General features: G+C 71.9%; 18 protein-coding genes and 1 pseudogene. 2 read left to right on the top strand and 17 right to left on the bottom strand.

Annotated elements, in window-relative coordinates; genetic code table 11:
- Nucleotides 1-28 precede the first annotated feature (28 nt).
- Nucleotides 29-937, top strand: coding sequence for an acyl-CoA thioesterase (locus F8A92_RS10545; protein ID WP_153505121.1), 909 nt, complete (start codon nt 29-31; stop codon nt 935-937).
- Between the two features lie 27 nt (nt 938-964).
- Here F8A92_RS10545 and pyk read toward each other — a convergent pair whose 3' ends face one another.
- From pyk to trpC, 8 genes are read right to left on the bottom strand one after another with little or no spacing between them, the layout of a single operon-like run.
- Nucleotides 965-2,377, bottom strand: coding sequence for a pyruvate kinase (gene pyk, locus F8A92_RS10540; RefSeq protein ID WP_153505120.1), 1,413 nt, complete (start codon nt 2,375-2,377; stop codon nt 965-967).
- Nucleotides 2,378-2,429: 52 nt separating this feature from the next.
- Nucleotides 2,430-3,128, bottom strand: coding sequence for an SRPBCC domain-containing protein (locus F8A92_RS10535; protein WP_153505119.1), 699 nt, complete (start codon nt 3,126-3,128; stop codon nt 2,430-2,432).
- Nucleotides 3,125-3,487: an ArsR/SmtB family transcription factor gene (locus F8A92_RS10530; RefSeq protein WP_153505118.1), complete on the bottom strand. Its 363-nt coding sequence runs from the start codon at nt 3,485-3,487 to the stop codon at nt 3,125-3,127. Before F8A92_RS10530 ends, F8A92_RS10535 begins: the two co-directional genes overlap by 4 nt.
- 59 nt (nt 3,488-3,546) lie before the next feature.
- Nucleotides 3,547-4,233, bottom strand: coding sequence for a class I SAM-dependent methyltransferase (locus F8A92_RS10525; RefSeq protein WP_153505117.1), 687 nt, complete (start codon nt 4,231-4,233; stop codon nt 3,547-3,549).
- A complete protein-coding gene (lgt, locus tag F8A92_RS10520; RefSeq protein WP_153505116.1) occupies nt 4,234-5,400 on the bottom strand; it encodes a prolipoprotein diacylglyceryl transferase in 1,167 nt (388 codons plus the stop codon).
- A complete protein-coding gene (gene trpA / locus F8A92_RS10515; protein WP_153505115.1) occupies nt 5,397-6,185 on the bottom strand; it encodes a tryptophan synthase subunit alpha in 789 nt (262 codons plus the stop codon). The genes lgt and trpA overlap by 4 nt, the downstream gene beginning before the upstream one ends.
- Nucleotides 6,182-7,396 (bottom strand): tryptophan synthase subunit beta, encoded by a 1,215-nt coding sequence (gene trpB, locus F8A92_RS10510; protein ID WP_153505114.1) that lies wholly within the window; start codon nt 7,394-7,396, stop codon nt 6,182-6,184. The genes trpA and trpB overlap by 4 nt, the downstream gene beginning before the upstream one ends.
- Nucleotides 7,393-8,202, bottom strand: coding sequence for an indole-3-glycerol phosphate synthase TrpC (trpC, locus tag F8A92_RS10505; RefSeq protein WP_153505113.1), 810 nt, complete (start codon nt 8,200-8,202; stop codon nt 7,393-7,395). Before trpC ends, trpB begins: the two co-directional genes overlap by 4 nt.
- Before the next feature lie 123 nt (nt 8,203-8,325).
- Between trpC and F8A92_RS10500 the strand changes: the two genes are divergently transcribed.
- On the top strand, nt 8,326-9,207 hold the full coding sequence (locus tag F8A92_RS10500) for an NUDIX domain-containing protein (RefSeq protein ID WP_153505112.1): 882 nt from the start codon (nt 8,326-8,328) through the stop codon (nt 9,205-9,207).
- Between the two features lie 54 nt (nt 9,208-9,261).
- On the opposite strand, the pseudogene F8A92_RS19285 reads toward F8A92_RS10500, so the two are convergent.
- The 9 genes and pseudogenes from F8A92_RS19285 to F8A92_RS19350 form a co-directional block, all read right to left on the bottom strand.
- Nucleotides 9,262-9,936, bottom strand: a pseudogene (locus F8A92_RS19285) (DUF6766 family protein); the annotation flags it as partial.
- Between the two features lie 83 nt (nt 9,937-10,019).
- Nucleotides 10,020-10,430 (bottom strand): hypothetical protein, encoded by a 411-nt coding sequence (locus F8A92_RS10495; protein ID WP_228389360.1) that lies wholly within the window; start codon nt 10,428-10,430, stop codon nt 10,020-10,022.
- Nucleotides 10,405-10,689 (bottom strand): hemerythrin domain-containing protein, encoded by a 285-nt coding sequence (locus tag F8A92_RS19030; RefSeq protein WP_228389359.1) that lies wholly within the window; start codon nt 10,687-10,689, stop codon nt 10,405-10,407. Before F8A92_RS19030 ends, F8A92_RS10495 begins: the two co-directional genes overlap by 26 nt.
- Entirely contained in the window at nt 10,584-10,919 is a 336-nt protein-coding gene (locus F8A92_RS19355; protein ID WP_407643691.1) for a hemerythrin domain-containing protein, read from the bottom strand. Before F8A92_RS19355 ends, F8A92_RS19030 begins: the two co-directional genes overlap by 106 nt.
- 312 nt (nt 10,920-11,231) lie before the next feature.
- The gene (locus tag F8A92_RS10485; protein WP_153505111.1) at nt 11,232-11,891 is read right to left on the bottom strand and encodes a Trp biosynthesis-associated membrane protein; all 660 of its coding nucleotides are present in this window, start codon (nt 11,889-11,891) and stop codon (nt 11,232-11,234) included.
- On the bottom strand, nt 11,888-13,402 hold the full coding sequence (locus tag F8A92_RS10480; RefSeq protein WP_228389358.1) for an anthranilate synthase component I: 1,515 nt from the start codon (nt 13,400-13,402) through the stop codon (nt 11,888-11,890). Before F8A92_RS10480 ends, F8A92_RS10485 begins: the two co-directional genes overlap by 4 nt.
- A complete protein-coding gene (gene hisI / locus F8A92_RS10475) occupies nt 13,399-13,785 on the bottom strand; it encodes a phosphoribosyl-AMP cyclohydrolase (protein ID WP_153505110.1) in 387 nt (128 codons plus the stop codon). The genes F8A92_RS10480 and hisI overlap by 4 nt, the downstream gene beginning before the upstream one ends.
- 81 nt (nt 13,786-13,866) lie before the next feature.
- Nucleotides 13,867-14,817, bottom strand: a complete 951-nt coding sequence (locus tag F8A92_RS18605; RefSeq protein WP_194291447.1) for a DUF4064 domain-containing protein — start codon at nt 14,815-14,817, stop codon at nt 13,867-13,869.
- Between the two features lie 2,067 nt (nt 14,818-16,884).
- On the bottom strand, nt 16,885-17,076 hold the full coding sequence (locus tag F8A92_RS19350) for an integrase core domain-containing protein (protein WP_407643690.1): 192 nt from the start codon (nt 17,074-17,076) through the stop codon (nt 16,885-16,887).
- Nucleotides 17,077-17,097: the final 21 nt, after the last annotated feature.

Raw genomic sequence — 17,097 nt, 5'->3', positions numbered from 1 at the left:
CCGGAGGACCCTCGATAGGATCTGCGGCATGTCGCAACCCCATGAGCTGTCCGCCCTCCGCCACGCAGCAGCGCCCGGACAGGACGGTCAGCTCGCGGTGGACATGCTCGTGAAGCTGCTCGACCTGGAGAAGCTCGAGGAGAACCTGTTCCGCGGCCACAGCCCCGCGGTCACCCTGCAGCGCACCTTCGGAGGGCAGGTCGCCGGGCAGGCGCTGGTCGCGGCCGGGCGCACGGTCGGGCCCGAATGGGAGGTGCACTCGCTGCACTCCTACTTCCTGCGCCCGGGCGACCCGGAGATCCCCATCATCTACATCGTGCAGCGGGTCCGCGACGGGCGCCGGTTCTCCACCCGGCACGTGGAGGCGATCCAGCACGGCAAGGCGATCTTCACCCTGTCGGCGTCGTTCACCGTGCCGCAGCCGGGCAAGTTCGAGCACCAGGAGCCGATGCCGGACGTGCCGCGGCCGGAGTCGCTGCCCAGCTACCGCGAGCTCGTCGCCGGCAAGGAGGACAAGATCGGCCCGGGCATCACGCTGCCTCGGCCGGTGGAGCTGCGCTACGTCTCGACACCGCCCTGGGAGCGGACCCGGGACGTCGACGAGCCGCTCAACCGCATCTGGATGAAGGTCGACGGCCGGCTGCCCGACGACAAGTTCCTGCACCTGTGCGCGCTGACGTACGCCAGCGACATGACCCTGCTCGACTCGTCGCTGACCCGCCACGGCCTGACGTGGATGCGCGACAACGTGGAGGGCGCGAGTCTCGACCACGCCGTCTGGTTCCACCGCCCGTTCCGCGCCGACGAGTGGTTCTTCTACCAGTCCGGCTCGCCGTCCGGCGGCGGCGCGCGCGGCTTCTCCCTCGGCCAGATCTGGTCGCACGACGGCCGCCTGGTGGCCTCCACCGCCCAGGAAGGCCTGCTGCACGTCACCTAGGGCGGCGGCGCTCCTCGCCGAGCGGCGTCACTCCTCGCCGATGCGGTGCAGGCGGATGAGGTTCGTCGAGCCGACCTTGCCCGGCGGGCTGCCGGCCACCATCACGATGAGGTCCTCGTGGTTGTGCACGCCCAGCTCGAGCATCGCCGCGTCGACCTGCTTGACCATCTCGTCGGTGTGCTCGACCGGGTCGACGATGAACGCCCGCACGCCCCAGCTCAGCGCGAGCTGGTTGCGCACCCTCTGCACCGGGGTGAAGGCGAGCACCGGGATCTTCGAGTGGTGCCGCGCCAGCCGGCGCACGGTGTCCCCGCTCTGGGTGAACGCCGCGATCGCGTCGGCGTCCAGCGCCTCGGCCACGTCCCGCGCCGACCGGGCGATGATGCCGGCGTTCGTGCGCGGCCGCGTGCGCAGCGCCGGGACGTCGATGTCACCGGCCTCGACCGAGCAGATGATCCGCGCCATCGTCTCGACCGCCTGCACGGGATACTGGCCGACGCTGGTCTCCCCCGACAGCATGACGGCGTCGGCGCCGTCGAGGACGGCGTTCGCGACGTCGGACGCCTCCGCGCGGGTCGGGCGGGAGTGCGTGATCATCGAGTCGAGCATCTGGGTCGCGACGATCACCGGCTTGGCCTTCTCGCGGGCGATCTGGATCGAGCGCTTCTGGACCAGCGGGACCTCCTCGAGCGGCAGCTCGACGCCGAGGTCGCCGCGGGCGACCATGACCCCGTCGAAGGACTCGACGATCTCGTCGAGCCGCTCGATGGCCTCGGGCTTCTCGAGCTTGGCGATGACCGGCACCACCAGGCCCTCCTCGCGCATGATGTCGCGCACCAGCTCGGCGTCCTCGGGGTGCCGCACGAACGACAGCGCGACGAAGTCGACGCCGAGCCGTAGCGCGAACCGCAGGTCCCGGGCGTCCTTCTCGCTGAGGGCGGGGACGCTGACCTTCACGCCCGGGAGCGACAGGCCCTTGTGGTCGGAGACCGTGCCGCCCTCGACGACGCGCACCTGGACGTCACGCCCGGCGACGCCGGTGACCACCACGGCGACGTTGCCGTCGTCGATCAGCAGCCGGTCGCCGATCTCGACGTCCTGCGCGAGCTGCGGGTAGGTCGTGCCGATCCGCTTCTCCTCGCCGGCGTCCTCGTCGGTGGTGATGACGACGGTGTCGCCCTCGGTCCAGATCACCGCGCCGTCGGCGAACTTGCCGAGGCGGATCTTCGGTCCCTGCAGATCGGCCAGCACGCCCACCGTGCGCCCGGTGGCCTCCGCCGCAGCGCGCACGTTGTCGTAGTTGGACTGGTGGTCGGCGTGCGTGCCGTGGCTGAAGTTCATCCGGGCGATGTCCATGCCCGCCGCCGTCAGGGCAGTGATCTGCTCGAGGCTGGCGCTCGCGGGGCCGAGCGTACACACGATCTTGGCGCATCTGTTCACCCGTCAAGGGTAGAAGAGATGGGCGGCGCGTAGCAGCGCGCACCGAGGGTGTTCAGTCACTCTTGGCCGCGCCGTCACCTGCCTGCGGCTGCGGCGGCTCGCCGGTGTAGAAGGCGTACGTGCGATCGGCCGCCGCGGTCGCGGCCGCCCGGTCGGCACCCGCGCTGATGTGCGCCTGCGCCCACGAGTCCGCCGACCCCCGGTAGAACGACCGGCCCTCGTCGGTCATCCCCCACGCGAGGGCGTCGGCCGGGTCGAGGGCCGCGTCCTGGGTGCCCAGGTGCAGCGCCAGCCCGAGCAGGCCGCCGTCCCAGCCGACGCCGGTGGCGCCCGGGCCGTACGTCTCCCAGAAGCCGGCGGGCAGGTCGGCGGCCCGCGCGGTGTGCTCGAGCTCCAGCGAGGTGCGATCACCGGCCACGGCGGCGAGCCGGATCCGCAGCCAGCTGACCGCCTCGCCCATCTCCCAGGTGACCCGGTAGGACGCCGCGCCGTCCCGTGGCGGATCGCATTCGAGGACCTCGCCGCCGGCGTTCCCCTGGAGCTGATAGCGGCCACCCGGCCGCAGGTCGCCGCTGACCGGCAGGAACCACCGGGGGATGCGGTCGGTGCTCGTCACGGCGTCCCACAGGTCGGCGATGCCGACGGGGTACTCCTGGACCAGGGTCTGCACCGTGAGCGGGCTGCCGTCATCGACCTGCTCGGTGCGCAGGCCGCGGGTGACGGCGTCGATCTGGGCGGGTACGTCGATCATGGTTGCTCCTCGTGGGCCGGTGGCGGGCTGGGTCGGCGGCGTTCCCGCCGGCCGCGGGCAAGCTCGGTCTCCAGGGCGGCCAGCGGGCCGGCCCAGAACCGCTGGAACGGGGTCAGCCACTCGCTGGCCTCGCGGACGCCGTCCGGCGCCACGGAGTACAGCCGCCGGGCACCCTGCGGGCGCACCGTCGCGAAACCGTGCTCGCGCAGCACGCGCAGGTGCTGGGAGACCGCCGGCTGGCTGATCCCGAACTCGGCGGTGATCGCCTCGGCGACCGCCCCCGACGGGACGTCGCCGTCGGCGATGAGCTCGAGGATCCGCCGGCGGACCGGGTCCCCCAGGACGTCCAGCGCGTGCATGCCACCATCATCTACGTACAGACTTATATAAGTCAACGCTGAATATCGGTCTTGACGGCTCAGTACCGCTTCCACCAGAGGTTGACGGCGTAGTCGACGTCGCGCCCCCGATGCTCGGCGAGCAGCTGCTCGGCGAGGGCCGGCGCGAACTCGATGCGCACCACGCGCTCCAGGTCGGCGCGGCTCGCGAACCGCCAGCCCATGTCCACCGGCTCGCGGGTCCAGCCGTGGCCGGAGAAGAACCGCTCGACGCTGCCCGGCCGGTAGCCGGGCCACGCCCGCCGGCACCACCGGCCGAACGTCGAGCGCGTGAGGTCGTTGTCGATGATGAAGGCCGTGCCGCCGCGGCGCATCACGCGCTGCAGCTCGTCGAGGCCCGGCTCGCAGCCGGGCCCGAAGAAGTACGCCCAGCGGGCGTGCGCGACGTCGATGCTCGCCGTCTCGACCGGCAGCCGCTGCGCGGTCCCGGCGCGGACCTGCACCCGGGGATCGCCGGCGGTCCGCCGGCGGGCCGCCGCCACCAGTGGCGGATGAGGTTCGACGCCGATCACCTCGCGGGCCTCGGACGCGAACGCGGGCAGATGGAAGCCGGTGCCGCAGCCGACGTCGAGCACCCGCTGCCCGGCCAAGGGATGCCGCGCGGTCATCGCCGCCCACAGCCGCCCGTCGGGGTCGACCGCGCGGTTCTCGATCTCGTAGACCGCGGGATGCTCCCAGATGTTCGGCGAGCGGATGACGCCGCTCACTCAGGAGCCGGCGTCACGCTCGTCGGGTGGCGCGGTTGCGGTGTCCGGTCGGGGTGCGGCGTCCTGCTCGGTCGCGGCGTCTCGACGTCGCTCGTTCCTCGCTCGCTCGACGACCGTGGAGGAGGTCGCCTCGACCGTGGAGGAGGTCCCCTCGAGCGTGGAGGAGGTCCCCTCGGGCGCCGAGGAGGTCCCCTCGGGCGTGGAGGGGGTCGCGTCGGGCGTGGAGGAGGTCCCCTCCGGCGTCGAGGAGGTCGCGTCGGGCGTGGAGGGGGTCGCGTCGGGCGTGGCGGAAACGTCGTCGGCGGTGACGAAGGCGGGGCGGTCGTCGGTGTACGGGGTCGGCTCCCGAGTGCCCTTGACGACGATCAGGTAGGCGACCGCGCCGAGGCCGACGATGATCGAGGTCCACACGTTGATCCGCAGACCGAGCACGTGGACGGCGTAGTCGCTGCGCATGTTCTCGATGAAGAACCGGCCCAGGCAGTAGAGGGCGACGTACGCGGCGAACAGCCGGCCGCGGCCCATCTTGTACCTGCGGTCGATCCACAGCAGCAGGCCGCCGACCAGCGCGTTCCACACGAGCTCGTACAGGAAGGTCGGCTGGAAGGTGCCGATCACGTTGGCCTTGCCCGTCGCCGGGTCGATGGGCGCCTTGCCGCTGGCGTCGAGCTGGTGGATCTCCAGGCCGAGAGGCCCCTTGTCCGGGCCGCCGTACAGCTCGTTGTTGAACCAGTTGCCCAGCCGGCCGATGGCCTGGGCGAAGATCAGCCCCGGCGCGAGGGTGTCGGCGATCGAGGTCATGCGCAGCTTCATGCGGCGGGCACCGATCCACGCACCGACCCCGCCGAGCGCGATGGCTCCCCAGATGCCCAGGCCGCCTTCCCAGATGTACAGCGCCTTCACCGGATCGCCGCCCTTGCCGAAGTACGGCCCGGGCGTGGAGAGCACGTGGTAGATGCGGCCGCCGATGATGCCGAACGGCACCGCCCACAGCGCGAGGTCGAGGATCTCGCCGGACTTGCCGCCGCGGGCGACCCAGCGGCGGTTGCTGAGCCAGATGGCCAGCAGGATGCCCGCGAGGATGCACAACGCGTAGGCGCGCAGCGGTATGCCGAACACGTCGATCTGGTTCTGCGTCGGGCTGGGCAGGGTGGCCAGGACGGTCATGAGCGTGCGGTGGCCTCTCGTAGTGCGGTGACCAGCTCTCCGGCCTGCCGCAGGTCGTGGTCGACGGCGGTGACGAAGGCCGAGCCGACGATCACCGCGTCGGCGTACGACGCGACCTCGCGGACGTGCTCCGGGGTGCGCACGCCGAGCCCGACGCCGATCGGCAGGTCGGTGACCCGCCGGGTGCGCTCGACAAGCCGCGGTGCGAGGTCGCCGATCTGGTCGCGGGCGCCGGTGACGCCCATCGACGACGCGGCGTACACGAAGCCGCTGCACCTGCTGGTCGTCATCGCCAGCCGCTCGTCGGTCGAGGACGGCGCGACGAGGAAGATCCGGTCGAGGCCGTGCTGCTCGCTGGCGACGAGCCACTCCCCCGCCTCGTCGGGGATCAGGTCGGGCGTGATCAGGCCGCGGCCGCCCGCGTTGGCGAGGTCCCGCGCGAACGCGTCGACCCCGTAACGGGTCACCGGCGCCCAGTAGGTCATCACGACCGGGACTCCGCCGTGCGTCGAGATAGCCTCGACGATCGTGAGCAGGTCGGCGATCTTGGTGCCGTCGGCGAGCGCCTTGGTGGCCGCGGCCTGGATGGTCGGACCGTCCATCACCGGGTCGCTGTACGGCATGCCGACCTCGACGATGTCGCAGCCGCCGTCGACGAGCGCGCGGAACGCGTCGGCGCTCTGCTTGCGGGACGGGAACCCGGCCGGCAGATAGCCGATGAGAGCGGCGCGGTTCGCCTCGCGGGTGGCGGCGAAGACGTCGCTCAGGGAGCGGTGCTCGGTCATGTGGTGCGGGTCACTCCGATCACGTCGAACCACTCGCCGGCGGTGGCGACGTCCTTGTCGCCGCGCCCGGAGAGGTTCACCAGCAGCGTCGCCTCGGGTCCGAGCTCCTTGGCGAGCCGGACGGCGCCCGCGAGCGCGTGCGAGGACTCGATCGCCGGGATGATGCCCTCGGTGCGGCACAGCAGCCGGAAGGCGTCCATCGCCTCGGTGTCGGTGACGGGGAGGTAGCTGGCGCGCCCGGTCTGCTTGAGGTAGGCGTGCTCGGGGCCGACGCCCGGGTAGTCGAGGCCGGCGGAGATCGAGTGCGACTCCAGCGTCTGGCCGTCGGCGTCCTGCAGGACGTACGACAGCGAGCCGTGCAGGACGCCGACGCCGCCCTTGGTCAGGGTGGCGGCGGTGCGGTCGGTCTCGGCGCCGTCGCCGGCCGCCTCGAAGCCGTACAGCCGGACCTGCTCGTCACCGAGGAAGCCGGCGAAGATGCCGATCGCGTTGGAGCCGCCGCCGACGCAGGCGAGGACGGCGTCCGGCAGCCCGCCGTACTGCTCGATGCACTGCTGGCGCGCCTCCTCCCCGACCACGGAGTTGAAGTCGCGCACCAGCATCGGGAACGGGTGCGGGCCGCCCACCGAGCCGATGCAGTAGTGCGTGGTGTCGACGCTGGCGACCCAGTCGCGGAACGCCTCGTTCATCGCGTCCTTGAGGGTGCGCGAGCCGGAGCGGACGGCGACGACCTCGGCGCCGAGCAGCCGCATGCGCGCGACGTTGAGCGACTGGCGGTCGGTGTCGACCTCGCCCATGTAGACGGTGCACTCCAGGCCCATCAGGGCGGCCGCGGTCGCCGTGGCGACCCCGTGCTGGCCGGCGCCGGTCTCGGCGATGACGCGCGTCTTGCCCATCTTCTTCGTCAGCAGCGCCTGGCCGAGGACGTTGTTGATCTTGTGCGCGCCGGTGTGGTTGAGGTCCTCGCGCTTGAGCAGCACGCGGCAGCCGAGCTCGGCGGACAGCCGCTCGGCGTGGTAGAGCCGGCTCGGGCGGCCGGCGTAGTTGCGCAGCAGCGCGTCGTACTCGGCGAGGAACTCGGGGTCGACCTTGGCCTTCTCGTAGAACTCGGTGAGCTGGTCGATCGCGGCGACGAGCGCCTCCGGGATGAACCGGCCGCCGAACTCCCCGTAGTAGCCGCGGCTGTCTGGGACCGCGTTGCCGGTGATCATCTGCAGCTCCCGGGGGTCGAGGGGTGCTCACTGGCGGTGACCAGGGCGGCGACCGCCTGCCGCGGGTCGCCGGCGGTGACGAGCCCCTGGCCGACCAGGACGGCGTCCGCCCCGGCCTTGGCGTAGGCGATCAGGTCGCGGGCGTCGCGCACGCCCGACTCGGCGATCTTCACGACGTTGCTCGGCAGCCCGGGGCCGATGCGCTCGAAGGTGGCGCGGTCGACCTCGAGGGTCTTCAGGTTGCGGGCGTTGACCCCGATGACCGACGCACCGGCCTGCAGCGCGCGGTCGGCCTCCTGCTCGTCGTGCACCTCGACCAGCGCCGTCATCCCGAGGGACTCGACGCGCTCGCGCAGCCCGACGAGGGTGTCCTGGTTCAGCGCCGCCACGATCAGCAGCACGATGTCGGCGCCGTACGCCCGCGCCTCGTGCACCTGGTACGACGAGACCACGAAGTCCTTGCGCAGCACCGGGATGGAGACCGCCTTGCGGACCGCGGCGAGGTCGTCGAGCGACCCGCCGAAGCGGCGCTGCTCGGTGAGCACGCTGATCGCGCGGGCGCCGCCGGCTTCGTACTCCGCGGCGAGCGCGGCCGGGTCGCCGATGTCGGCGAGCGGCCCGGCGGACGGGCTGGCCCGCTTGACCTCGGCAATGACGGCCACGCCGTCGCGGTTGAGCGCCGAGTACGCGTCGAGCGCGTCGGGTACGGCGCGGCAGCGCCTCTTCAGCTCGTCGAGGGAGACATGGGCCTGCCGAGCCGCGACGTCCTCGCGCACTCCTGCGATGATGTCGTCGAGAACGGTCACCTGGCTCCCCTCATTACCTGTCGTGGACTAAAACAGTAGTCACCGCCTCCGGCGCCCGTGTCACGCCCCCGTCTCTCTGGCTCTGGTAGACAAGGTGCTATCGCCGTCCGAAGGGATTCACACGTGGACTGGTCGCAGCTCGCCCAGACGGCCGGGGACGTGCGGATCGAGCGGCGCGCCGGCGCGGAGCCGGTCGTCGAGCTCAGCGAGCACGGCGTCCGCCTGGGGGTCTGCCGCATCGAGGTGCGCGACGAGTCGGTGGCCCGGCTGCACTGGGAGCTCGCCGACGCGCCAGTGAGCACGACCGCCCACGCGATCCGCGCGCTGATCGACGCGTTGTACGGCCGCCACGGCGTGAGCCGGGTGGAGGTCGTCATCGACCATGACGACCGCCGCGAGACGCAGGTGGCGATGCGCACCGGGCTGCGCCGCGAGGGCATCCTGCGCGGGGGTCTCTCGCGCGGCGGCGGGCTGCGCGACGGGGCGCTGTTCGCGAGCCTGGCCGCGGATCCGGCGCCGGACTCGGCCGGCGGGTTCACCTTCATGCTGGACTCGGTGATGCCGCTCAAGCGGCTCATCTCGCACGTCGTGATGACCGACCCCGACGGGCGGGTGCTGCTGTGCCAGACGACGTTCAAGAAGGACTGGGAGCTGCCCGGCGGCATCGTCGAGGACGGCGAGTCGCCGGTGCTCGCGGCCCGGCGCGAGGTCAAGGAGGAGATCGGCATCGACATCCAGACCGGCCGCCTGCTGGCGCTCGACTGGCTGCCGCCGTACCTCGGCTGGAGCGACGCCATCGAGGTGCTCTACGACGGCGGTGAGCACGACAGCGGGCTGCTGGATCGGCTGGTCTACGACCCGCGCGAGATCCGCCGCGCCGACTGGTTCACCGTCGACGAGCTCGCCGGGGTCGTGTCGCCGCTGAACGCCCGCCGCCTGCCGTTGCTGCTGCCGCACAAGCCGGCCCGCACCCTGCACCTCGAGGCCGGCGAGCTCGCCGAGTAGCCAGCGTCCGCGCGCCGGGTCGCGGTCAGTCGCTCGAGGTCTCCGCGTCGGCGCACCGACCTTCTTGGACTCCGGGGATCCGCGTTCGCGCAGGTAGATCGTGAAGACGGTCATCGATCCGACCGCCAGCAGCTCCGACTGCCAGTTCTGCAGGGTGCGGCTCCAGAAGTCGGACGAACCGAGGTACTGCCAGAACGTCACCGGGTCGATGAAATCGCGCAGCTGCTCCTCGTTGTAGGCGACACGTCCGGCGACGGCCTGCGCCAGCCAGCACAGCACGAAGATCACCGTCATGACCGTGATCAAGGAACGGGAGAAAAGCGCCGTGCGCCAGCCGCCGGCTCTCGCCCAACGTGGGCTGTCCTCTTTCGCGAACTCCCCGACGAGCTGATCCTCGTCGCTCTGGCGGCCCTCCTGCCCCGGCTGCTTCGATTGCGACGACCCGCGCTGCACCAGCCAGACGGTCAACAGGATGAACAGCGTGAACTGCAGGTACTCCGACTGCCAGTTCTCGGCGACGTCCACGGCGAAGGACGAGGACGCGACGTAGCGCAGCCAGGAGATCTGCTGCAGGCCGGACTCCGCCGCGGTCTCGTTGTAGCCGGCCAAGCCGACGAATGACTGCGCGAGGAGCGTGGCCAGCAGCAGCACGCCGAAGACCAGCGACAAGGAGCTCTCGCGCAGCCAGGAGCGCCGAGCCCCGGAGCGATCGTGCGTCACGGTGCTCATCGGCTCATCAGCCCCATCGCGATGAACCACGCGAGGCCGACGGCGATGAAGACGAGGTAGCCCCAGAACACTCTGCGCATCCCTCATCCACCTTTCACAGAGCAGTCGTAGGGGAGGTCGTGCGACGCGTCCTGAGGTCGGCACCCCGCGGCGGTGACCTTCCATCCGTCGTCGAACAACGACAGGAACACCGTGTCGCCGCGAAGCACCACCTGGCCGGAGTGCCCGGCGACCTCCGAGCGCACGACCGCTCCACCGCGGGGCAGGGCGACGCCGGCGATCGCGCTGTCGCACGGCTCGTTGCGCTCGGACTCGAGCTCCTGTCGCGTCTTCGGCGCGAGCAGCGCGCAGGCGCTCACCGGGTCGTTCGCGGCGCTCTCGCTGAACGTGGCGGCGGTCCGCTCGAGGTCGGTGTCGGCGCGAGCGCACCCGGAAGCCAGCACGAGCCCGAGACCGGCGAGGAGCGCCTTACTTGTCCGTGCTGCTGAAGACATCGCGCACCCGGTCCATCAGGGAGACGTACGGCCCGACCAGCCAGTTCGCTAGCGGCGAGCCGGCGGTGGACGGGTGCGGGTGCGTGGGCGCGAAGCTTTTCACCGTGTTCAGCCGCAGGCCCATCGCCTTTCGTTCGGCGGGACCGCAGCCGTTCAGCAGGAGCGGGAACTCCAGCGTCTCCTCGTGCTCGGCGTGCTGCTCGACGGCGTGCCGCAGCGTGGTGAAGGTCGCCGTCCACCCGGCGGCGTCGACGCCCATCTCCTCGAGCTGCGCAAGGATCTTGGTGGCCTCCGCCTCCTCCTTGTTGCGCGCATTCGCGACGTGTCCTCGGTGGACGTGGTGGTGGGACGCAGCACCATCTCCTCGGCCACCTCGTGGACGGCGAGCAACCTGCGCAGCTCGTCGAACGCGTCTTGCTTGTCGGTCCCCTCGGCGGCGTCGACCGCGGCGAACAGCTTCTTGATCCTCTTGTGCTGCTCGGCCAGCATCCTGAGTACGTCGCCCTCGGGAAGCTTCTCGTAGTCGTGCACCGGTTGCTGGGCCATCGCTCACTCCTCGCGGTCTCGGTCACATCCCTCGCGCGCACGTCCCCGACCGCGGAGCGCGGACGCCGGGCGTGCAGCCAACCCCGTACCCAGGCCGCAGGTCGCCAAACTCGCGCGGCGGCTGCTGTCGGGCAGGTCACTGCCGCGGCCGCCGCATCCTGCGATGGACCCGGCCCGTTACGTTGTTGCGACTTCGGGCGTCGTCGCCCGGACTCGTCACAACACAACGGGCCGGTGCGGGAGACGGGCCGCGGGTCAGTCGGTGGGGTCCTCGCCGCGATCGAGGCGGGACCACATGTCCCGGTCCTGCGCCGCGGGGTCGGTGCTGCCCGGGCGAGCCGTCCGTGCCGTCCCCCGCTCGTACTTGCTGCCCATCCGCGGCAACGCGCCGGCCCGCACCAGCAGGACGGCCGCGGCCGCGAGCGCCAGCAGGACGCCGGCGTACCCGATCGGCACCGCGAGCGCACCGGTCTGCGGGGCGCTGCCGATCCCGTGCTTGATGCCGTCGTCCTGCAGGACGGCGATCCGCTGCGCCGGCGAGGCGCCGCTCCAGCCGACGAGCTGCACGAGCGTCCAGATGCTCACCGCGGCCACCGCGCCGCCGACGATCCGGCGCCCGAGGGTGCCGGCGGCGAGGACGGCGACCACGGCGGCCAGCGCGACGAGGCCGAGCGCCACCGTCATGGGCACGGCGGTCGAGCCCGCGATCGAGTACACCACCGGTGGGAGCGGTGCGGCGCGGGCCACCTGGCGGGCATCCCAGACCAGGCTCGAGGACCACAGCAGCGCGGCCCCGGCCGCGACGAGCAGCAACACCACGCTGCCCAGCGCGCTCTTGGACGAGCCGCTACGGGTCGCGCCGCCGACCTCGCCGCGCGCGGCGGAGGGGCCGCGATCGCCTCCGGCCGCCGTCACGGGCGTACGGCGGCGCGCAGCCGTGAGGCGGTCTGCACCGCGGTCAGCGCGGCGCGCGCCTTGTTCTGCGTCTCGAGCTCCTCCAGGTGCGGCAGCGAGTCGGCCACCACTCCCCCGGCCGACTGCACGTATGCCTTGCCGTCCTTCAGCAGTGCGGTGCGGATGCAGATCGCCATGTCGAGGTCGCCGGCGGCGGACAGGTAGCCGACCGCGCCGCCGTAGATCCCGCGGCGCACCGGCTCGAGGTCGTCGATGATCTGCATGGCGCGGACCTTGGGCGCGCCGGTCAGCGTCCCGGCCGGGAAGCACGACAGCAGGACGTCGAACGCGTCCTTGCCGGCGGCCACCTCTCCGGTCACCGTCGAGACGATGTGCCACACGTGGCTGTAGCGCTCGACCGCGCCGAGCTCGGTGACCTGCACGGTCCCGGGCGCACACACCCGACCGAGGTCGTTGCGCGCCAGGTCGACCAGCATCACGTGCTCGGCGCGCTCCTTCGGGTCGTTGACGAGCTCGTCGGCCAGCGCCTGGTCCCGCTCGGGGGTGTCCCCGCGCTTGCGCGTGCCGGCGATCGGGTGCAGCACTGCCTCGCCGTCCTCGACGGTGACGAGCGCCTCGGGCGAGCAGCCGACGATGTCGAAGCCGTCGACCCGCACAAGGTACATGTACGGCGAGGGGTTCAGCAGCCGCAGCACCCGGTAGACGTCGAGCGCCTCGGCCTCCGTGTCGACCTCGAAGCGCTGGCTGATCTGCACCTGGAACACGTCGCCGTCGACGACGTGCTGCAACGCCCTGCGGACGGCGGGCTGGTACTGGCCCTCCGGGGTCCGCGACCGCACCTCCCGGTCGCCGGTGTCCGACTCCTCGAACAGCGCCGCCGGCACCGGACGCGCCAGGTCGGCGGCCATCTTCTCGAGCCGGGCGAGCGCGTCGTCGTACGCCGCGTCGACGGCCTCGGCGGACATGTCCGGGGAGACGAACTCCGTGGCCACCAGCATCACGGTGCCGTCGTGATGATCGACCACCGCCAGGTCGGAGACCAGCAGCATCGAGAGCATCGGCACCCCGAGGTCGTCGACGGCCGTGTCACCGACCGGCTCGATCAGCGTCGCGATGTCGTAGCCGAGGTAGCCGACCAGGCCGCCCGCGAGCGCCGGCAGCCCCGGATCGCGCGGGGACCGGATGCCGCGCCACGTCTGCGCGAGCACGTCGAGCACGTCGCCGTCGGTCGGCACCCCGGCCGGGGGCGATCCCGTCCACACGGCCTTCCCGTCGCGCTCCGTCAGCGTGGCGGTCGCGCGGACGCCGACGAAGGAGTACCGCGACCAGCTGTGCCCGCGCTCGGCGGACTCGAGCAGGAAGGTCCCGACACCCCCCGCCAGCTTGCGGTACACGCCGACCGGGCTCTCGCCGTCGGCGAGCAGCGTGCGGGTCACCGGGATGACGCGGTGCGTGGCGACCTTGGCGGCGAACTCCTCGCGGGTGGGGCTGACCGCGCCGATCCGGCTCACGAAAGCACCTCGAGCGATCCCGAGTCGAAGCAGGTGTGATCGCCGGTGTGGCACGCCGGCCCGGTCTGGTCGACGGTCACCAGCAGCGCGTCGCCGTCACAGTCGAGCGCGACCGCCCGCACGTGCTGGGCGTGCCCCGAGGTCTCGCCCTTGACCCAGTACTCCTGGCGGCTGCGCGACCAGTACGTCGCGCGGCCGGTCGTCAGCGTGCGATGCAGCGCCTCGTCGTCCATCCAGCCCATCATGAGCACCTCGCCGGTGCCGTGCTGCTGGACGACGGCCGCGACCAGGCCGTCGCGGTCCCTCTTGAGGCGCGCGGCGACGGCGGGATCCAGGGCCGAGCGTTCCGCGGGGACGCGCTCGGTGGGGGTTTGCGGTGACATGGCATCCATTCTCGCAACCTCGGTGCAGACGACTGCAGCCGCGCCCGGATCGGGCGCGGCTGCAGTGGCGGAGCGGGGTGGCTAGTCCTCGTAGCCGGCAGCGCGCGCCGCGGTCTTGCGGGCGAGCCACTTCTCGACGTCCTTGCTCTTGGCCAGGAACAGGACCAGACCGGCGAACAGGCACGACACGACGAACGAGACGATCATCGTCCCGATTGGGACCTGACCGCCCGTGCCGACGAGCATCGCGATCAAGAAGCACAGCTGCGCTGCGATGTAGACGATCGCAGAGATGACGATCGGCTTGTTGGTCTTGCCGCCCATCAGCTGGATGGCGCCGATGAAGACGAGCACCGCGGCCGCGAGGCCGCCGAGGACCCAGATCCACAGGAACGCGCTCGCGATACCCGACTGGGCGTCACCGAACATTCCCTGGCCGCCGGACTCGGTTGCGCCGGTCAGGGCGATCAGAATCCACCCGTACCCCAGAATGCCGAAGCTCCCGAAGATGAAGCCGAGCACACCGGCGGTGGTCGCCGTCCCGGGACGCTGGCCCGACGTGGCCTGCCCGTACGCCTGCGGCGCGGCGGGGAAGCCGCCGTACTGCTGCTGCCCGTAGCCCTGCTGGGCCCCGTACTGCGGCTGGCCGTAGCCCTGCTGGCCGTAGCCCTGCTGCCCGTAGCCCTGCTGGCCGTAGCCCTGCTGCGGGTAGCCCTGCTGGCCGTACGCCGGCCGGCCGTAGCCCTGCGGCTGCTCGTAGCCCTGCGGCTGGCCGTACGCCTGGTGCGAGCCGGTGGTGGGCGCCTGCGCGTCGTACTGCTGGCCGTAGGCCGGCTGCGCGCCGGTGGTCGGCGCCTGGGCGTCGTGCTGCTGGGCGTCGTGCTGCTGGCCGTACGCCGGCTGGCCGCCGGTCGCCGGCCCCTGCGCGTTCCAGGCGCCGCTGGTCGGCTGCCCGCCCGTGCTCGGCGACTGGTACCCCTGGTTGAAGCCGGGGTCCTGGCTGGGGTTCGAACCAGTATTGGGGTGCGTCATGACGATCCTGTTCTTCTGCTGCTCGGGGCTGAGGGGGCGTTCGGGGTGCGCTCGCACTTAACAGTAATCGGACATGACCTGCTCGTCATGCGCCATGCCGCGACGATCGCTGCTTTCGAGCGCGCCCCGGCGTGGGACGCACCGCACGCCGGCTTCGTTCCTCGGCCCGGGCTCACTGACGCAACACCGAGACACGCCCCCCGTCGCCCCGCCGCTTCACGTTGGTCGAGCACCGTGACGGGCTTCGGCCTAGGTGCCGGGTTCCGCACCCCAGACGCTGCACAGGTCGGCACCTCGAGCGGGCCCTTTTGTGGACGTCGAGCCACCCTCTTCCTGGTTCTCGAGCGACTCTCCTTTTGGTGGCCGAGCGGGCCGTTTTTCTTTGGTCGTCGAGCGAGCGAGCCCCCTTGGGGCGAGCGATGTCGAGACGCCGGGAGCCGACAATGTCGCCAGTGCGCACAGTGGCCGAGCGGGCCCCCGGGGGGCGAGCGACGTGGCGGCCTGGGCCTAGGTGCCTGGTTCCGCACGCCAGACGCTGCACAGGTCCGCACCTTGAGGGCCCTTGTCTCGGTCGTCGAGCGACTCTCCTCTTGGTCGTCGAGCGAGCGAGCCCCCTGGGGCGAGCGACGTCGAGACGCCGGGAGCCGACAATGTCGCCGGTGCGCGCGGTGGTCGTCCACAGAAAACCGGTTGTGCACAGATCCCTGCTGCAGCGGGATTCTGGTACCCAAATCTTGTCGGTGCCGGTCCGTAGAGTCAGGGGCATGATCAGCAGCCCGCCCGTGACGGACCCGGGAGCCGACGTGGCCTCGCCGGTGGCGGTGGTGCGCGGCGCGTGGCTGGCGGTGCAGCAGCTCGCCCTCGACGCCGCGGCGGCGCCGGCCGGCACGGCGGATGCAGCGGACACGGCCGCCCCGGCGGTCTATGCGTGGCCGGCGGCCGGCACGGCGGATGCGGCTGCGGACACGACCGACCGGGGTCTGGGCAGCGTGAGTGATGCGGGCCTGATCGACATGCTCGGTGATCTGCGGCGGCTGCGGGCGGCGGTGGCCGCGGTCGAGGCGCACGTGCAGGTCGCGTTCGACACCTCCGTCCGCGGCGCGGCCCTCGCGGCGGGTGCGAGCCGGGCGGATGCCGGCAAGGGCATCGCCGAGCAGGTCGCCCTCGCTCGCGGCGTGTCGCCGTGGCGGGCCGCGAACGACCTCGCCCTCGCCAAGGGCCTCGTCCGCGAGCTCCCGCGGACCCTCGCGCTGCTGACCGGCGCCGCGATCGGCGAGCAGGCCGCGCAGAACGTCGCCCGGGAGACCGTGTGCCTGATGGCCGAGGACCGGGCGGTGGTGGATGAGAAGCTCGCCGGGCGGCTCGGTGGGATGAGCCCGACACGCGCGGCGGCGACCGCCCGCGCGGAGGCCGCGAAAGTTGACGCCGAGTCGGTGGTGCGGCGCATCCGGATGGCCGAGGCGGATCGCTGCGTCACGCTCCGGCCGGCGCCGGATGCGATGGTGTATCTCAGCGCGCTGCTGCCGGTCAAGGACGGCGTCGCCGCCTACGCCGCCCTGTCCCAGCACGCCGACACTCTCAAGGCCGCCGGTGATGAGCGGTCCCGCGGCGCGATCATGGCCGACGAGCTCCTGCACCGCCTCACCGGGTACGCCTCACCCGAGCTGATCCCGGGCGAGGTCCAGCTCGTCATGCCCGCCGGCACCCTCCTGCCCCCGCAGTCCGCGGAGCCCGGTGATGCCGAGGCACGCCCGACCGGTGGGGAGTGTGGCTGGATCGGCGAGCACCCGATTCCCGCGGTGATCGCCCGCGACATCGCCCTCGCCAGCGGGGCCGAGGAGGCGGCGCGGTGGATCCGGCGGCTGTTCACCGACCCGATCAGCGGCGAGATCACGGCAGTGGACGCCACCCGGCGGCGGTTCACCGGCGCCACCCGACGGGCGATCGTGGCGCGCGACCGGGACTGCCGCGGCTGCGGCGCACCCATCCGCCACCTCGACCACATCCAGCCCCACGCCACAGGCGGACCGACGACGATCGCGAACGGGCAAGTGAATCGCCCCGGGTTTAGTGGAGGGCGAGTTCTCCCGGCAGCGGCTGCTGTCGGGGGTTGTTCTGACGGTAGTACTGCTGCTCGGCCTCGAGGGGTGTCTGGTAGTCGATCGAGGAGTGGAGCCGGTTCTCGTTGAACCAGTGCACCCATGACAGGGTGGCGAGCTCGAGCTCGTCGGCGGTCCGGAACGGGCCGTCGATCTTCACGCACTCGGTCTTGTAGAGCCC

The organism is Cumulibacter manganitolerans (genome assembly GCF_009602465.1).
Classification (GTDB): domain Bacteria; phylum Actinomycetota; class Actinomycetes; order Mycobacteriales; family Antricoccaceae; genus Cumulibacter; species Cumulibacter manganitolerans.
This window is presented reverse-complemented; position numbering and strand designations above follow the sequence as displayed.